Here is a 15,068-nt window from a genome sequence, read left to right on the forward strand (position 1 = left end):
ATGGGTTTCAACCTTTCCGCATGGGCGCTGCGTAACCGCCAGATCGTGCTGTTCCTGATGATATTGTTGGCCGCCATTGGTGCCATGTCCTACACCAAGCTGGGGCAGAGCGAGGACCCACCGTTCACCTTCAAGGCCATGGTCATCCGCACCCTCTGGCCCGGCGCCACGGCCGAGGAAGTATCGCGGCAGGTCACCGAGCGCATCGAGAAAAAGCTCATGGAAACCGGTGAGTACGAGCGGATCGTCTCGTTCTCCCGCCCTGGCGAGTCCCAGGTGACCTTCATGGCCCGTGACGCGTTGCACTCCAAGGACATCCCCGAGCTGTGGTACCAGATCCGCAAGAAAGTCGCGGACATCCGCCACACCTTGCCGCCCGAAATTCAAGGGCCGTTCTTCAACGATGAATTCGGCACGACCTTCGGCAATATCTACGCGCTCACCGGCAAAGGCTTTGATTACGCCGTGCTCAAGGATTACGCGGACCGTATCCAGATCCAGCTGCAGCGGGTGAAGGATGTGGGCAAGGTCGAGTTGATCGGCCTGCAGGACGAGAAAATCTGGATCGAACTGTCCAACCTCAAGCTGGCGACCCTCGGTGTGCCGCTGGAGGCCGTGCAGCAAGCTCTGCGCGAGCAGAACGCGGTCAGCACGGCTGGCTTCTTCGAAACCCCTAGCGAGCGCTTGCAACTGCGGGTGAGCGGGCGTTTCGACAGTGTCGACCAGATTCGTCAGTTCCCTATTCGAGTGGGGGATCGCACCTTCCGTATCGGTGATGTCGCCGATGTGCACCGTGGCTTCAACGACCCGCCCGCGCCGCGCATGCGCTTCATGGGCGAGGATGCCATTGGCCTGGCGGTATCGATGAAGGACGGGGGCGATATCCTGGTGTTGGGCAAGGCGCTTGAGGGCGAATTCGAGCGCCTGGCTCGAGGCCTGCCGGCCGGCATGGAGCTGCGCAAGGTTTCGGACCAACCGGCGGCGGTAAAGGCTGGGGTCGGCGAGTTCGTGCAGGTGCTGGTGGAAGCCCTGGCCATCGTGCTGCTGGTAAGTTTCTTCTCCCTGGGCCTGCGCACCGGCCTGGTGGTGGCCCTGGCCATTCCACTGGTGTTGGCAATGACCTTCGCCGCGATGCACTACTTCGGCATCGGCCTGCACAAGATCTCGCTCGGCGCACTGGTGCTGGCCCTGGGCCTGCTGGTCGATGACGCCATCATTGCCGTGGAGATGATGGCGATCAAGATGGAGCAGGGCTATGACCGGCTCAAGGCGGCCAGTTACGCCTGGAGCAGCACGGCATTCCCGATGCTCACCGGGACCCTGATCACCGCTGCAGGTTTCCTGCCGATTGCCACGGCGGCCTCCAGCACCGGCGAATATACCCGTTCGATCTTCCAGGTGGTGACCATTGCCCTGCTGACCTCATGGGTGGCGGCCGTGGTGTTCGTGCCCTACCTGGGTGAACGGCTGCTGCCAGACCTGGCCAAACTGCATGCCGCACGGCACGGCAAGGACGGCCACGCGCCAGACCCCTACGCCACACCTTTCTACCAACGGGTACGGCGCGTGGTGGAGTGGTGCGTGCGGCGTCGCAAGACGGTGATCCTGCTGACCATCGCCGCTTTCGTCGGCAGCATCCTGCTGTTCCGCTTCGTTCCCCAGCAGTTCTTCCCAGCCTCGGGTCGTCCCGAGCTCATGGTCGACCTGAAGCTGGCCGAAGGCGCGTCGTTGAGCAATACCGCCGAGCGGGTCAAGCAACTGGAAGCGCTGCTCAGGCAGCAGGACGGCATCGACAACTACGTGGCATACGTGGGCACCGGCTCGCCACGCTTCTACCTGCCACTGGACCAGCAGTTGCCCGCCGCCAGCTTTGCCCAGTTCGTGGTGCTGGCCAAGTCGATGGAGGACCGCGAGCGCCTGCGCAGTTGGCTGATCGCCACCATGGACCAGCAGTTCCCCGACCTGCGCGCCCGTGTCACGCGCCTGGAAAATGGTCCGCCCGTGGGCTATCCGGTGCAGTTCAGGGTCACCGGCGAGCACATCGAGAAGGCCCGCGCCCTGGCCCGCGAGGTGGCCGAAAAAGTGCGTGAGAACCCTCATGTGGTGAACGTGCACCTGGACTGGGAGGAGCCGAGCAAGGCGGTGTTCCTGGAAATCGATCAGGATCGTGCGCGAGCCCTGGGCGTGAGCACCTCGCATCTGTCGAGCTTCCTGCAGAGCTCGCTCACCGGCACTTCGGTGAGCCAGTACCGCGAAGACAACGAGCTGATCGAGATCCTGCTGCGCGGTACCCCGCAGGAACGCAGCCAGTTGGGCAACCTCGGCAGCCTGGCGTTACCCACCGACAACGGCCAGAGCGTTGCGCTCTCGCAGGTCGCGACCCTGGAGTATGGTTTCGAGGAAGGCATCATCTGGCACCGCAACCGCCTGCCGACCGTCACCGTGCGTGCGGACATCTACGACAACGAACAACCGGCAACGCTGGTGCGGCAGATCGAGCCGACCTTGAAAGACATCAGGGCCAAGCTGCCGGACGGCTATTTGCTGGAGGTTGGCGGTACGGTGGAGGACTCCGAGCGCGGTCAGAAGTCGGTGAACGCCGGCATGCCGTTGTTCATCGTGGTGGTGTTGAGCTTGCTGATGATCCAGTTACGCAGCTTCTCGCGCACGGTGATGGTATTCCTCACCGCGCCGTTGGGGCTGATTGGCGTGACCTTGTTCCTGTTGGTGTTCCGCCAGCCGTTTGGCTTCGTCGCCATGCTCGGCACCATTGCCCTGGCAGGGATGATCATGCGCAACTCGGTAATCCTGGTGGACCAGATCGAACAGGACATCGCGGCGGGTATGGAGCGTTGGCAAGCGATCATCGAGGCCACGGTACGACGGTTCCGGCCCATCGTGCTGACTGCGTTGGCGGCGGTACTGGCAATGATTCCGCTGTCGCGCAGCGTGTTCTACGGACCGATGGCGGTGGCGATCATGGGGGGGTTGATCGTTGCGACCGTTTTGACGCTGCTGTTCCTGCCGGCGTTGTATGCGGCTTGGTTCAGGGTGAAGAAGGGCTGAGGAGCGTGAGGAGGGCGTTGCCCTCCTTTCGCCGGCAAGCTGGCACCTACGCACGCGGTTGTAGGGGCCGACTTGCGCGATCAGGCTTCAGAGGGCGCCGAACACCTTCTTGGCCAGGCTGGTAGCGGCCTCGGCCGGGTTCTGGCGAATGCTCTGCTCTTGCTTGCCAATCATTTCGAACAGGCCATCCAGTGCCTTCTCGGTCACGTAGTTCTCGATGCTTGCGCTCTTGGCATCGACCACGCCCAACGCCACGGCTTGACCGGCGAAGTTGTTGTACTGCTGGGCCAGGCCAACCTTGTCGGTCGCCTGCTTGACGATCGGCAGGAACTTGGCGCGAATCTGTTCGCGGCTGCTCTTGTTCAGGTACTGGGTCGCCGAATCGTCACCCCCGCTGAGGATGCCCTTGGCGTCCGTCACGCTCATGTTCTTCACCGCATCGACCAGAATCGCCTGGGCTTGCGGCACGGCAGCTTCAGCGGCTTTGTTCATGCTGTTTTCCAGGGCTTCGACCTGTTCACCCTTGCCGAACATTTTCATCGCCTTGGCAGCCTTGCCCAGGTTGCCCGGCAGTTCGATGCGCACATCCGGGTTGTTGCTGAACCCGCCTGGGGTGCTCAGTTGCTTGACGGCGAGTTGGGCGCCCTGGGTCAGGGCATCTTTCAGACCGCCAGTGGCGTCTTTCTGGCTCAGGTCGCCGAGCGACAGGGCCAGGGCGCTGGCCGACAGCAGCAGGCCGGCGCACAGGGTAGTGAAGCGCAGGGAGGCGCGAATCATGAGTATTTCCTTATCAACGAAAATGTACAGGCTCAGCGAACCGGATCGACCTTGATGCGTACCGGCTGCTGGTCACTGCCATCGAGTTTAACGCCGTGGTGTTCGGTGTTGATGAACAACAGTTTGCCGTTCAGTTCGATGCGGGCGCTGACCGCGTAACGGTGGCCGGGCTTGACGTGGGCCGGGTCATAGCTGAGACGGAACGGCAGCGGCACGTTGCCTTTGACCGGCCCGGCCTGGCTGGCCAGGGTGACCGCTGGCGCGTCCATCAAAGAAACGTCCTGCAGGCTCACGCTCAAGGTGGCTGTCGGTGGCAGGGCCATGCGCTGCAAGTAGAAGACTTCGCCCTCCAGGCTGGCCTGGTTGGACGGGGTGTGGCTGGAGCAGGCTGCGAGCAGGGATGCGCAACACAGCATAAAGAGTTTTTTCATGGAATCTCCGGTGTCCTTGGAGCTGGCTTGTGGCCAACCCCAGGGACTGTAGCGGATTTTCACTCCCCGCGAAGCCTTCAGGGCTGCGAAGTTTCCACGGGATCGTCACGGTGCAGGGCCACCTGCCGTATCGACAAGCGCAACTCCGCCGACAGCACTCGCTTGGCCACGCCCTCGGCTAGCTCGCCCAGTTTGTCGTGGTAGCCCAGCTTGCCGTTGCCATCGGGGCGCAGCACATTCTGCTCGACCAGCGTCTGGATGAAATGGCGGAACAGGGTCTTGTCGAAGAACTCCGGGGCGTTCAGGCCATGCAGGATCGACAGTCGCTGGGCCATCATCACGCTGAGGTCTTCCAGTTCTTCAGCACTCAGGGTGTTCTGCCCGCTGTTGAGCAGCAGCGAGGTGGCCATGTAGAAGCGCTGCAGGGTCTGGGTGATGGTTCGGGCGAGCAGGGTCAGCAGGACGAATTGACGCGAGCTCGGTGCCGGGCGCATGTACAGGTCGTTCTCCTGGCGCAGCAGGCCCTGTGCGACCAGCGCTGCAAGCCATTGGTCGATCACCTCATCCAGTTGCTCTGGCGTCCAGCGCAGGAACAGTTCGGCCTGCAGGTACGGATACAGCGCATGCACGTACTGACCAAGCAGCTCGCGGCTCATGCGCGAGCTGCTGAGGAAGAAGCTCGCCAGCAGTGCTGGCAGGGCGAAGATGTGCAGGACGTTGTTGCGGTAATAGGTCATCAGTACCGCGTTGGCTTCATCCAGGTAGAGGATTCGGCCCAGGGCATCCTTCTGCTCGGACAGCAGGTCCATGCGCCTGACGTGTTCGATCAGTGCCAAGCCATCGCCCTCGGGCAACGTGGTATGAGGCGAGTAGGGCACCTGACGCAGCAGGGCCAGGTACAGGTCGAGGACACGGCTCAGCGCCCGTTCGTCCAAGGCGAGGCGGCTGGTGGACAGCAGCGCCAGCGCCACCAGGTTGACCGGGTTGACCGCCGCCGCCTCGTTCAGGTGCCGGGCCACGGTCTCACCCAGGCGTGTGGTGGCTTCGTTGAGCCAGGTTGGGCGAAATTGTGGGGCCAGCTGCTGGTCGCGCCAGCCGGGTTGCTGCTGGTCGAGGAAGCCTGCCAGGCGGATCGGCTCGCCGAAGTTGACGTAGACCTGACCAAAGCGCTGCTTCAGCGCCCCCAGGACCTTGAAGATGTCGAAGATCGACTCTTTCTTCTTGCTCGCCCCCCTCAGCTCGCCCAGGTAGGTGCGGCCTTCGAGCACGCGCTCGTAACCGATGTACACCGGCACGAAAACGATTGGCGTACGCGACGAGCGCAGGAAGCTGCGCAGGGTGATGGCCAGCATCCCCGTGCGTGGCTGCAGCATCCGACCGGTGCGCGACCTGCCACCCTCGACGAAGTACTCCACCGGGAAGCCCTTGGTGAACAGGGTGTGCAGGTACTCGTTGAAAACCGCCGTGTACAGCGGGTTGCCCTTGAAGGTGCGGCGCATGAAGAACGCCCCGCCACGGCGCAGCAAGCCGCCGATGACCGGCATGTTGAGGTTGATCCCGGCGGCGATGTGAGGCGGCGTCAGGCCGTTGCGGAACAACAGGTAGGACAGCAGCAGGTAGTCGATATGGCTGCGGTGGCAAGGGACGTAGATCACCTCGTGGCCGGGGGCGATGCCCTGCACCTGCTCGATATGGTTGACCTTGATGCCGTCGTAGATCTTGTTCCAGAACCAGCTGAGCACCACTTCCAGGAAGCGGATGGCGGTGTAGGTGTAGTCCGAGGCGATCTCATTGCCATAGCGCAGCGCCTGGGCTTCGGCCTTGGCATACGGGATATTCTGTCGTTCGGCTTCGTCAGTGATCGCCTGGCGCACCAGGGGGTCGTGAACCAGGCCTTTGACCAGGTTGCGTCGGTGCGACAGATCGGGGCCGATGACCGCGGTCTTGAGGTTGCGAAAGTGCACGCGCATCAAGCGTTGGGCCATGCGCACGGTTCGCTCGTGCCCTTTGTTGTGCTGTACCAGTTCGCGCAGGTGAATGGGGGCGGAGAACTGCACACGGGTCTTGCGGCCCAGAATGAGGATGGTCAGCAGTCGGCGCAGACGGCCGGTGACAGCCCAGCTGTCGGCGAACAGCAATTTCCAGGGGCTGGATTCGCTGGCAGGCGTCTGCCCCCAGAAGACGCTGACCGGGATGATCTGGGCATCCTCCTCGGCATGTTGGCTCACGGCCGCCACCAGGCGCTCCAGTGTCGGTGGGGCGCCACGCTTGTCGTGGCGCCCCAGCCAGTCCGGGTCGGGCGTGAGGTAGAAGAAGGCGGCAGGTTCGTGCAGGGTGCCCACGGCCACGGGCAGTACCGGGCGTGGCAGCCCTGCTTTGGTGCATTCGCGGTCGACCACGGCCAGGTCGGTGAGCGATGGCGAAGGCAGGGCGTAGAACACCGGGCGACTGCGGTCGAGCTTGAGGGTCAAGGACGACTGGTTGATGGTCTCGGAGCGCACCCACAGGTAAAGCACGCGGCGCAGGGCACCGAAGATCAGGCGGCGCAGGGGAGAACGGGTCATGGGGTGTGAGCCTTGGGTGTGAATTTCAATGAATTTCCAGCCAGTTAGTCTGCCGTATATGCGCAAGTTCAGCAAAATACGGTAATTGGCAGGGCAGTCATGAAATTTTTTTGTTCTGTGTCATATACTCGGCCTGCCACTTGCAGGATATTTCGGCAAGCGGCGTCGGCACAGGTCCGTGACCCTGTGCCTACAAGGCGATCTTCACAATAAAAATCCGGAGTAGTTCAGATGTCGTCTCGTGAGACTGGGAATGTAAAGTGGTTCAACGATGCCAAGGGCTATGGCTTCATTCAGCGCGAAGGTGGTGCGGATGTCTTCGTCCACTATCGGGCGATCCGCGGTGAGGGGCATCGTACCCTGGTCGAAGGTCAGCGGGTGGAATACGCCTGCGTGCAGGGCCAGAAAGGCCTGCAGGCCGAGGACGTAGTCGGGCTCTGAGCCCCGGGTTGTAGGAGTCGGCTAGCCGGCGATCACCCACGAAGCTGGGATCGGGTGCTTCGGCGTCCGCGTCGTCGGCCAGTCGGCTCCTACCAGGTAAACGCTCAGGTACGCCAGGTGATTTCTTCTTCACCGTCGGCGCTGATGCGGACCCAGCGGTCGGCATCTTCTTCACCGTCTTCCTCGACCCAGCCACCTGGCGCACAGCGCACTTCCACGCCCAGCGCGGCGAATGCGGCGCGGGCGCAGGCGACGTCATCCTCCCATGGCGTCTGGTCGCTTTCCAGGTAAAGGCTGTTCCATTTCCCTACAGCCTTGGGTAACCAAGTGACTGGAATGTTACCGGCCTTGCATTTGAAGGTCTGGCCTTTCTGTTGCCACTCGCTGCAAGGGCCGATCGCCTCGGCGAGCCATTGGGCAATTCGCTGGTGGTCGACGTCGGCGTCCTTGAGGTAGATCTCGATATCAGGTTGGCGCATGGGGGCTCCGGATGTGCTCAGTCTTGGCGCACGAAATAGTCATATCGCATGGAAACCGTCACCTCGAACGGCTCGGGCTGTTCGATCACCCGCGCTCGTCTTTCGGCGCTGGCACGCCAGCCATGCGGGGTCATGGCCAGCAGGTCGGCGCGGGCCTTGGGTTCGACCAGGCTCAGGCGGAATTCAAGGACCTCGTTATGGGCGTGAACCATGCCTTCCGGTACCAGGGCCAGATGCTTGTCGTCGGCGTAAGGGCGTACTTCATCGTAGAGCACTTCCCGCAGCTCCATCAGGTGACCGCTGGTTGGACCGACCCGCATCAGGCCGCCGCCTGGGCCTAGCAGGCGCTTGGCCTCGGCCCACTCCAGCGGGCTGAACACGCTGGCGATGAACTGGCAGCTGGCGTCCGCCAGCGGCACACGGGCCATGCTGGCGACCATCCAGGTGACCGACGGCTCACGGCGGCAGGCGCGCTTGACGGCCTCGCGGGAGATGTCCAGGGCATAGCCGTCGGCCGATGGCAGTGCCTGGGCGATCTGCGCGGTGTAATAGCCTTCGCCGCAGCCGATGTCCAGCCAGGCACCGGGTTGGCGCTCGGCGGCCAGCTCGGCCAGGCGCCGGGCCACCGGGGCGTAGTGCCCGGCTTCGAGGAAGTCGCGGCGCGCCTCGACCATGGCCTGGTTGTCGCCGGGGTCGCGGCTGTTCTTGTGCTGCACCGGCAGCAGGTTGAGGTAACCCTGGCGCGCGCGATCGAAACGGTGCCCCGCAGGGCACACGACGCCATTGTCGAGCCGCGTCAGGGCCGCCTGGCAGAGAGGGCAGGCAAGCATCAGGCGAGCAACCGGACGAGGGTCTGGTAGTAGATCTCGGTCAGCAGGTCGAGGTCGCTGGCCAGGATCCGCTCGTCCACCTGGTGGATGGTGGCATTCACCGGGCCCAGTTCGACCACCTGTGTACCCATGGTGGCGATGAAGCGACCGTCCGAGGTGCCGCCGCTGGTGGACGGCTGGGTTTCGCGGCCGGTAACGTCTTTGATGCTGGCCGACACGGCATCGAGCAGGTCGCCTGGCTCGGTGAGGAAGGGCAGGCCAGACAACGCCCAGTCGATCGTCCAGTCCAGCTCGTGCTTGTCGAGGATGGCCGAGACCCGCGCTTGCAGGCCTTCGACGGTCGATTCGGTGGAGAAGCGGAAGTTGAACAGGGCGGTCAGCTCGCCCGGCACGACGTTGGTGGCGCCAGTGCCGGAGTTGAGGTTGGAAATCTGGAAGCTGGTAGGTGGGAAGAATGCGTTGCCCTCGTCCCAATGCTCGGCGGCCAGTTCCGCCAGGGCAGGTGCCGCCAGGTGGATCGGGTTGCGTGCCAGGTGTGGGTAGGCCACATGGCCCTGCTTACCGCGCACGGTCAGCTTGGCGCCGAGCGAGCCACGACGGCCATTCTTGACCACGTCGCCGAGCAGGGTGGTGCTCGACGGTTCGCCGACGATGCACCAGTCCAGGCGCTCGTTGCGCGCCTTCAGGCGCTCCACCACGGCCTTGGTGCCGTGATGGGCCGGGCCTTCTTCGTCGCTGGTGATCAGGAAGGCGACCTTGCCACGGTGGTCGGGGTAGTCGCGCACGAAGCGCTCGCTGGCCACCACCATGGAGGCCAGGCTGCCTTTCATGTCGGCGGCGCCGCGTCCGCAGAGCATGCCATCGGCATCGATCAGGGCCTCGAAGGGCTCATGCTGCCATTGCTGTACCGGGCCGGTGGGGACCACATCGGTGTGGCCGGCGAAGCACAGCACCGGACCGTCCTGGGTACCGTGGGTGGCCCAGAAGTTGTCGACGTCCTCGATGCGCATCGGCTCGAGCTGGAAGCCGACGGCGCCCAGACGATTCATCATCTGCGCCTGGCAGTCAGCGTCGACGGGGGTGACCGAGGGGCGACGGATCAGGTCGCAGGCCAGTTGAAGGGTAGGCGAGAGCTCGGCTGGGGCCGTCATGGGGGACTCCGGGGCAAGGCAAGGCGAGAAAACGAGGGGCGTTATCTTATATCAAACAAGGTGTGTCGGCACGGGGCATTGGGGCCGCAGTGCGGCCCCGCAAGCTCAGGCCTCCTGTGGCTCTGCCAGCTTGTCCGCAGGCTTGGGCAGCGACGAAAGGAATGCCATCACCAGCGCCGCCAGATACGGCAGCGACTGCACCAGCAACATCGCCACCCAGAAGCGCATGTCCGAACTCGGCAGCCCTTGCACCAGGTAGATCCCGGCCGCCGCGCCCCACAGCAGCAACATGATGAACAGCTCTTCCCGCGCCTCGGAAATCGCCACCATCAGTCCATGGCTGTCAGCATTCTTCGGTGTGCGGAAGAACGGCATGCTGCTGGTGAAAAAACCGTACAGCACTGCCTTGGCGATGGTATGCGACAGTGCCAGCCCTGCCAGGGCCGCGGCGAATGCGTCCTTGAGGTTGACCCCGACCGCCCGGCGATAGAGGAAGATGATCTTGCCGACCTTGAAGAAGAACAGCGCCAGCGGCGGAATGGCGAAAATCATCAGCGGCGGGTCGACCCGGTGCGGCACGATGATCATCGCCGCCGACCACAGCAGCGCGCCGACCGTGAAGAAGATGTTCATGCCGTCTGCGATCCACGGCAGCCACCCGGCCAGGAAGTGGTAGCGCTGGCCACGGGTCAATTCGCTGCCCTTGCCGCGCAACAAAGCGCCGGCGTGGTGCTTGATGATCTGGATGGCGCCGTAGGCCCAGCGGAAACGCTGCTTCTTGAAGTCGATGAAGGTGTCGGGCATCAGCCCTTTGCCGTAACTGTTGTGGGCGTACGCCGCGGACAGGCCCTTCTCGAACACGCGCAGGCCCAGTTCGGCATCCTCGCAGATGCACCATTCGGCCCAACCCAGCTCCTCCAGCACACTGCGCCGGGTCATGGTCATGGTGCCGTGCTGGATAATCGCGTCACGGTCGTTGCGGGTGACCATGCCAATGTGGAAAAAGCCCTTGTACTCGCTGTAGCACAGTTTCTTGAAGGCACTCTCGTGCTGGTCGCGGTAGTCCTGGGGCGACTGCACCACGGCGATCTTCGGGTCGGCGAAGTGCGGCACCATGTGCTTGAGCCAGTTGCGGTCCACGCAGTAGTCCGAATCGATGACCGCGATCACTTCGGCGTCCTTGGCCGTGTGCGGAATCAGGTAGTTGAGCGCGCCACCCTTGAAGCCGGCCAGCGGGGCGACGTGGAAGAACTTGAAGCGCTCGCCCAGTTTCTCGCAGTGGGCCTTGAGGGGCTCCCACACGGCAGGGTCCTTGGTGTTGTTGTCGATCACCAGCACTTCGTAATCCGGGTAATCGAGCGCCGCGAGGGCATCGAGGGTCTGCTTGACCATGTCCGGTGGCTCGTTGTAGCACGGCACATGCACCGACACCTTCGGCCGATAGGCGGTATCGGCCTGTACTGGCAGAAACTCGCGACGCCGTTTGTGAATCCACACGGCTTCGGCCAGCTCGTGGGCTTCGGTCAACAGGACGATGAATACCCCCAGTGCGCCGAGCGCCAGCAACACGCCCACGGTCAGGCTGAACCAGGTGCTGTACTGCTGGCTGTAGTCGTAGGCGATCCACACCAGCACCGACCCGCACAGGAAGGTGATGAAGGTCAGGAAGGTGCGCCCGCGCTGGCGCAGGGCCGAGCCATCGATCAGCAGTACGGTGAGCGCGATCATCGCCAGCACCACCGAGGCCACCGCCAGAGCCCGCCATTGCGGGATCGCCACCACCGGCCCGTCGAAGTTGAACTTCTGCTGTCGCTCGGCATTGAATACGCCCCAGTAAGCACCCACGGATCCTTCGTCGCTGGCCTTCCAGGGTTGGTCGTAGGCTTCGATGACGAAGTAGTTGTAGCCTCGCCGGTTCAGGGTATTGACCAGTGTGCGCAGGTAGATGGCCTGGTCAGCCTGAGTGGCGTCGGCACCGCCGCGCATGCGACCGTTGCTCGGCCAGCCCACCTCCGACAGCAGCAATGGCTTGCGCGGGAACTGCTGCTTGAGCTCACGGGCGCGGTCGAGCACGAACTCGACCGAGTCCTTCATCGGCACGAATTCCCAGTAGGGCAGGATGTGTGCGGCAATCAGGTCGACATGCTTGGCGAGCTCGGGGTGTTCCTTCCAGATGTGCCATTGTTCACTGGTGGTGACCGGCACCTTCACCGCGGCGCGCACGCGGTCCAGGTACTGGATGAGCGCCTCGGGCGTGACCTCTTCGCGGAACAGCGCCTCGTTGCCGACGACCACCCGCACCACGCTGCGGGATTTGTTGGCCAGTTCGATGGCCGTGGCGATTTCGCGTTCGTTACGCTCAAGGTCCGGGCTGATCCAGATTCCCAAGGTCACGCGCAGGCCAAGTTCTTCGGCCAGGCGGGGAATGTCGGCCTGGGTGCCCTCGACGGTGTAGATGCGGATGCTGTCGGTCAGCTTGCTCATCTGCTCCAGGTCCTGGCGTATCTCATCGTCGCTGGGGTATTGGCCCTTTTGCGGACTCTCGCCAAGACGGAAGGGCGAGTACGACAAACCAGAGATCTGTTCCGGCCAGGCTGGTGCGGTGACCGGCCGGTTGATAAGCGCCCAGAACCCGGTGAACAGCGCGGCAATGGCCAGCACCACCACCAGATTGAGGCCGAATTTGCGTGAAGACATGTTCGTTCAATTCTGTCGAAGGGATAGGACATTAAAGCAGGGTTGGTAGGTACTTTCCTAACGATGGAGGCCACAAGCGCTCTTGGCCTATAATGCGCGCCGGTTTTTTCGGGGTACCAACATGAGCACAGAAGATCCACGCTTTGCCGGCGTAGCCCGGCTGTACGGCGACGAAGGCCTGCAACGACTGAGCCAGGCCCATGTGGCGGTCGTCGGCATCGGCGGGGTTGGCTCGTGGGCGGCCGAGGCCCTGGCCCGCAGTGGCGTGGGCGAAATCACCCTGTTCGACCTCGACGATGTGTGCGTCAGCAACACCAACCGTCAGGCGCATGCGCTGGAGGGGCAGGTGGGGCGGCCCAAGGTCGACGTCATGGCTGAGCGCCTGCGGGCGATCAACCCTGCCTGCACGGTGCATGCGGTGGCCGACTTCGTCACCCGCGATACCATGGCCGAATACATCACCGAGCAGATGGACTGCGTCATCGACTGCATCGACAGTGTGATGGCCAAGGCCGCGCTGATCGCCTGGTGCCGGCGGCGGAAGATTGCCATCGTCACCACCGGGGGCGCCGGTGGGCAGATCGATCCGACCCAGATCCAGGTCGGCGACCTCAACAAGACCTTCAATGACCCACTGGCGTCACGGGTACGCTCGACCCTGCGCCGCGACTACAACTTCTCGCGCAACGTGAGCCGCAACTATGGCGTACCGTGCGTGTTTTCCAGCGAGCAACTGCGCTATCCGAAGGGCGACGGCAGCGTGTGCCTGCAGAAGAGCTTCGTCGGTGAAGGCGTGCGCCTGGATTGCGCCGGGGGCTTCGGCGCGGTGATGATGGTGACCGCGACGTTCGGCATGGTGGCGGCGAGCAAGGCAATAGAGAAGCTGGTGGCAGGCGCGCGGCGGCCTTCGGAGCGGGTCAAGGCCCAGTAGCCGCAAGCCGACCCCGTAAAGGCCAGCTTGCGCGATCGCTTCAGCGCTGATCCAGCGTCAACTGCGCCATCCGCTGCAACACCGCATGCAGCCCGTTGCTGCGCGACGGCGACAATTGGCGCTCAAGGCCCAGTTGGGTGAACCAGCCTTGCAGATCCAGCCTGCTCAGTTCGCTGGTGGCCAAGCCTTGCACCCGAACCAGCAGCAGCGCCAGCAACCCGCGCAATAAGCGCGCATCGCTGGCCGCCTTGAACTGCCATTGGCCGTCGACCTGAGTGGCCACCAGCCACACAAGGCTCTCACAGCCATGCACCCGATTGCTCTCGGTCTTCTGCGTGTCCTCCAGCGGTTCCAGCCGTTCGCCCCACTGCATCAGCAGTCGTGCCCGCTGCTCCCAGCCGCGCGCTTGTTCGAAGCTCTCCCGCGCCTGGCGCGCCTGCTCTGACAAGTTCATCGCAGCAACTCCAGGCCTTGGTCCAGCGCAGCGAAGAACCGTTGCAGGTCGTCGCTGTCGTTGTAGATCCCCAACGACACCCGAATCGCCCCCTCCAGCCCCAAACCCTTGAGCAGCGGCATTGCGCAATGATGGCCGGCGCGCACGGCGATGCCTTGCTCGGTCAGCAGATGGGCGATATCGGCGTTGTGCACGCCTTCGATGACGAAACTGGCCAAGGCCGCCTGGGGTGTGCCGAGTACACGAATACCGTCGCGGTCCGCCAGGCCTCGCAGCAGGTGCTGGTGCAGGCTCGCTTCGTGGTTCTCGACGGCATGGACGTCGAGGCTGGCGAGGTAATCAAGGGTTGCGCCCAAGCCAATCACGCCGGCAATGGGCGGTGTTCCTGCCTCGAACCCCAGCGGCGCTGGCCGGAAACTGGCGCTCTGATAATCGGCCATTTGCACCATCTCGCCACCGAATTGCCAGTGATGCAGCAGGTCAAGGGCCTGGCGCCGGCCGTAGAGCACGCCAACGCCGTCCGGCCCGTATAGCTTGTGACTGGAGAACACGTAGAAGTCGCAGCCCAGTTGCTGCACGTCATGGCGGCCATGGACCACCCCCTGGGCGCCGTCGACCACCGTGATCGCGCCTTGGGCACGGGCGTGGGCGAGCAAGGCAGGTAGCGGCTGCCAGGTACCCAGTACGTTGGACAACTGGCTGACCGCCAGGACCCGGGTGCGCGGCCCGATCAGTTGCAGGGCCGGGTCAAGGTCGATGCGTCCGTGTGCGTCCAGCGGCAACACCACCAGGCGCAGATTGCGCCGTCGCGCCAGTTGTTGCCACGGCAACAGGTTGGCGTGGTGTTCCAGGGCGCTGACAGCGATTTCGTCACCGGCCTCGAAACGGTGCTCAAGCCCATAGGCCAACAGGTTCAGTGCCGAAGTGGCTCCGTGAGTGAACACGATCTGCTGGGCATCGGCGGCGTTGAGCCAGGCGGCGACCTTGTCCCGGCTGGTTTCGAATGCTTGGGTCGCCAGGGCGCCGGGAAGGTGCTGGGCGCGATGCACATTGGCTGCACCATGACCGTAGTAATGGCTCAGGGCATCGAGCAGCGCCTGGGGTTTCTGGGTGGTGGCGGCGCTGTCCAGGTAGGTCTGGTGCTGCCGTTGCAGGGCGGCGATGGCGGGGAAATCGGCACGCCAGGGGGAGGGCTGGAACATGTTCGCAAGGCCTGGAATGAAAATCGGGTCTGGCATTACGCCAGA

Annotated in this window: 12 protein-coding genes; 3 read left to right on the top strand and 9 right to left on the bottom strand. The window is 63.6% G+C overall.

The features are described from left to right. Entirely contained in the window at positions 1–3,066 is a 3,066-nt protein-coding gene (locus tag C4Q26_RS17940) for an efflux RND transporter permease subunit (RefSeq protein WP_023381991.1), read from the top strand. An 87-nt stretch (positions 3,067–3,153) separates the two neighbouring features. Here the strand turns inward: C4Q26_RS17940 and C4Q26_RS17945 are convergent, their stop codons facing one another. From C4Q26_RS17945 to plsB, 3 genes are all read right to left on the bottom strand, one after another. Then, positions 3,154–3,843 (bottom strand): DUF4197 domain-containing protein, encoded by a 690-nt coding sequence (locus C4Q26_RS17945; RefSeq protein WP_023381990.1) that lies wholly within the window; start codon positions 3,841–3,843, stop codon positions 3,154–3,156. Between the two features lie 32 nt (positions 3,844–3,875). Then, entirely contained in the window at positions 3,876–4,274 is a 399-nt protein-coding gene (locus C4Q26_RS17950; protein WP_023381989.1) for a YbaY family lipoprotein, read from the bottom strand. Between the two features lie 77 nt (positions 4,275–4,351). Next, a complete protein-coding gene (plsB, locus tag C4Q26_RS17955; RefSeq protein ID WP_104881349.1) occupies positions 4,352–6,838 on the bottom strand; it encodes a glycerol-3-phosphate 1-O-acyltransferase PlsB in 2,487 nt (828 codons plus the stop codon). Positions 6,839–7,069: 231 nt separating this feature from the next. On the opposite strand from plsB, the gene C4Q26_RS17960 reads away from it, so the two are divergent. After that, the gene (locus C4Q26_RS17960; RefSeq protein WP_003252255.1) at positions 7,070–7,279 is read left to right on the top strand and encodes a cold-shock protein; all 210 of its coding nucleotides are present in this window, start codon (positions 7,070–7,072) and stop codon (positions 7,277–7,279) included. Positions 7,280–7,383: 104 nt separating this feature from the next. Here the strand turns inward: C4Q26_RS17960 and C4Q26_RS17965 are convergent, their stop codons facing one another. The 4 genes from C4Q26_RS17965 to C4Q26_RS17980 all read right to left on the bottom strand — a co-directional run bounded on the left by C4Q26_RS17965 (position 7,384) and on the right by C4Q26_RS17980 (position 12,436). Continuing rightward, the gene (locus C4Q26_RS17965; protein ID WP_023381987.1) at positions 7,384–7,758 is read right to left on the bottom strand and encodes a hypothetical protein; all 375 of its coding nucleotides are present in this window, start codon (positions 7,756–7,758) and stop codon (positions 7,384–7,386) included. A 17-nt stretch (positions 7,759–7,775) separates the two neighbouring features. Next, positions 7,776–8,588 carry a putative RNA methyltransferase gene (locus C4Q26_RS17970; protein ID WP_023381986.1) on the bottom strand — a complete coding sequence of 271 codons (813 nt, stop codon included), beginning with the start codon at positions 8,586–8,588 and terminating at the stop codon, positions 7,776–7,778. Then, on the bottom strand, positions 8,588–9,739 hold the full coding sequence (gene dapE / locus C4Q26_RS17975) for a succinyl-diaminopimelate desuccinylase (protein WP_023381985.1): 1,152 nt from the start codon (positions 9,737–9,739) through the stop codon (positions 8,588–8,590). Before dapE ends, C4Q26_RS17970 begins: the two co-directional genes overlap by 1 nt. A 105-nt stretch (positions 9,740–9,844) precedes the next feature. Next, positions 9,845–12,436, bottom strand: coding sequence for a glycosyltransferase (locus C4Q26_RS17980; RefSeq protein ID WP_023381984.1), 2,592 nt, complete (start codon positions 12,434–12,436; stop codon positions 9,845–9,847). A gap of 121 nt (positions 12,437–12,557) precedes the next feature. On the opposite strand from C4Q26_RS17980, the gene tcdA reads away from it, so the two are divergent. Then, positions 12,558–13,367 carry a tRNA cyclic N6-threonylcarbamoyladenosine(37) synthase TcdA gene (gene tcdA / locus C4Q26_RS17985; RefSeq protein ID WP_049818684.1) on the top strand — a complete coding sequence of 270 codons (810 nt, stop codon included), beginning with the start codon at positions 12,558–12,560 and terminating at the stop codon, positions 13,365–13,367. 40 nt (positions 13,368–13,407) lie between these two features. On the opposite strand, the gene C4Q26_RS17990 is transcribed toward tcdA, so the two are convergent. After that, the gene (locus C4Q26_RS17990) at positions 13,408–13,821 is read right to left on the bottom strand and encodes a SufE family protein (protein ID WP_027906530.1); all 414 of its coding nucleotides are present in this window, start codon (positions 13,819–13,821) and stop codon (positions 13,408–13,410) included. Continuing rightward, the gene (locus C4Q26_RS17995; RefSeq protein WP_023381981.1) at positions 13,818–15,023 is read right to left on the bottom strand and encodes a cysteine desulfurase; all 1,206 of its coding nucleotides are present in this window, start codon (positions 15,021–15,023) and stop codon (positions 13,818–13,820) included. The genes C4Q26_RS17990 and C4Q26_RS17995 overlap by 4 nt, the downstream gene beginning before the upstream one ends. Positions 15,024–15,068 lie beyond the last annotated feature (45 nt).

Origin of the sequence: Pseudomonas sp. SWI44, assembly GCF_002947915.1 — a bacterium.
In the GTDB taxonomy this organism is placed as follows: Bacteria; Pseudomonadota; Gammaproteobacteria; order Pseudomonadales; family Pseudomonadaceae; genus Aquipseudomonas; species Aquipseudomonas taiwanensis.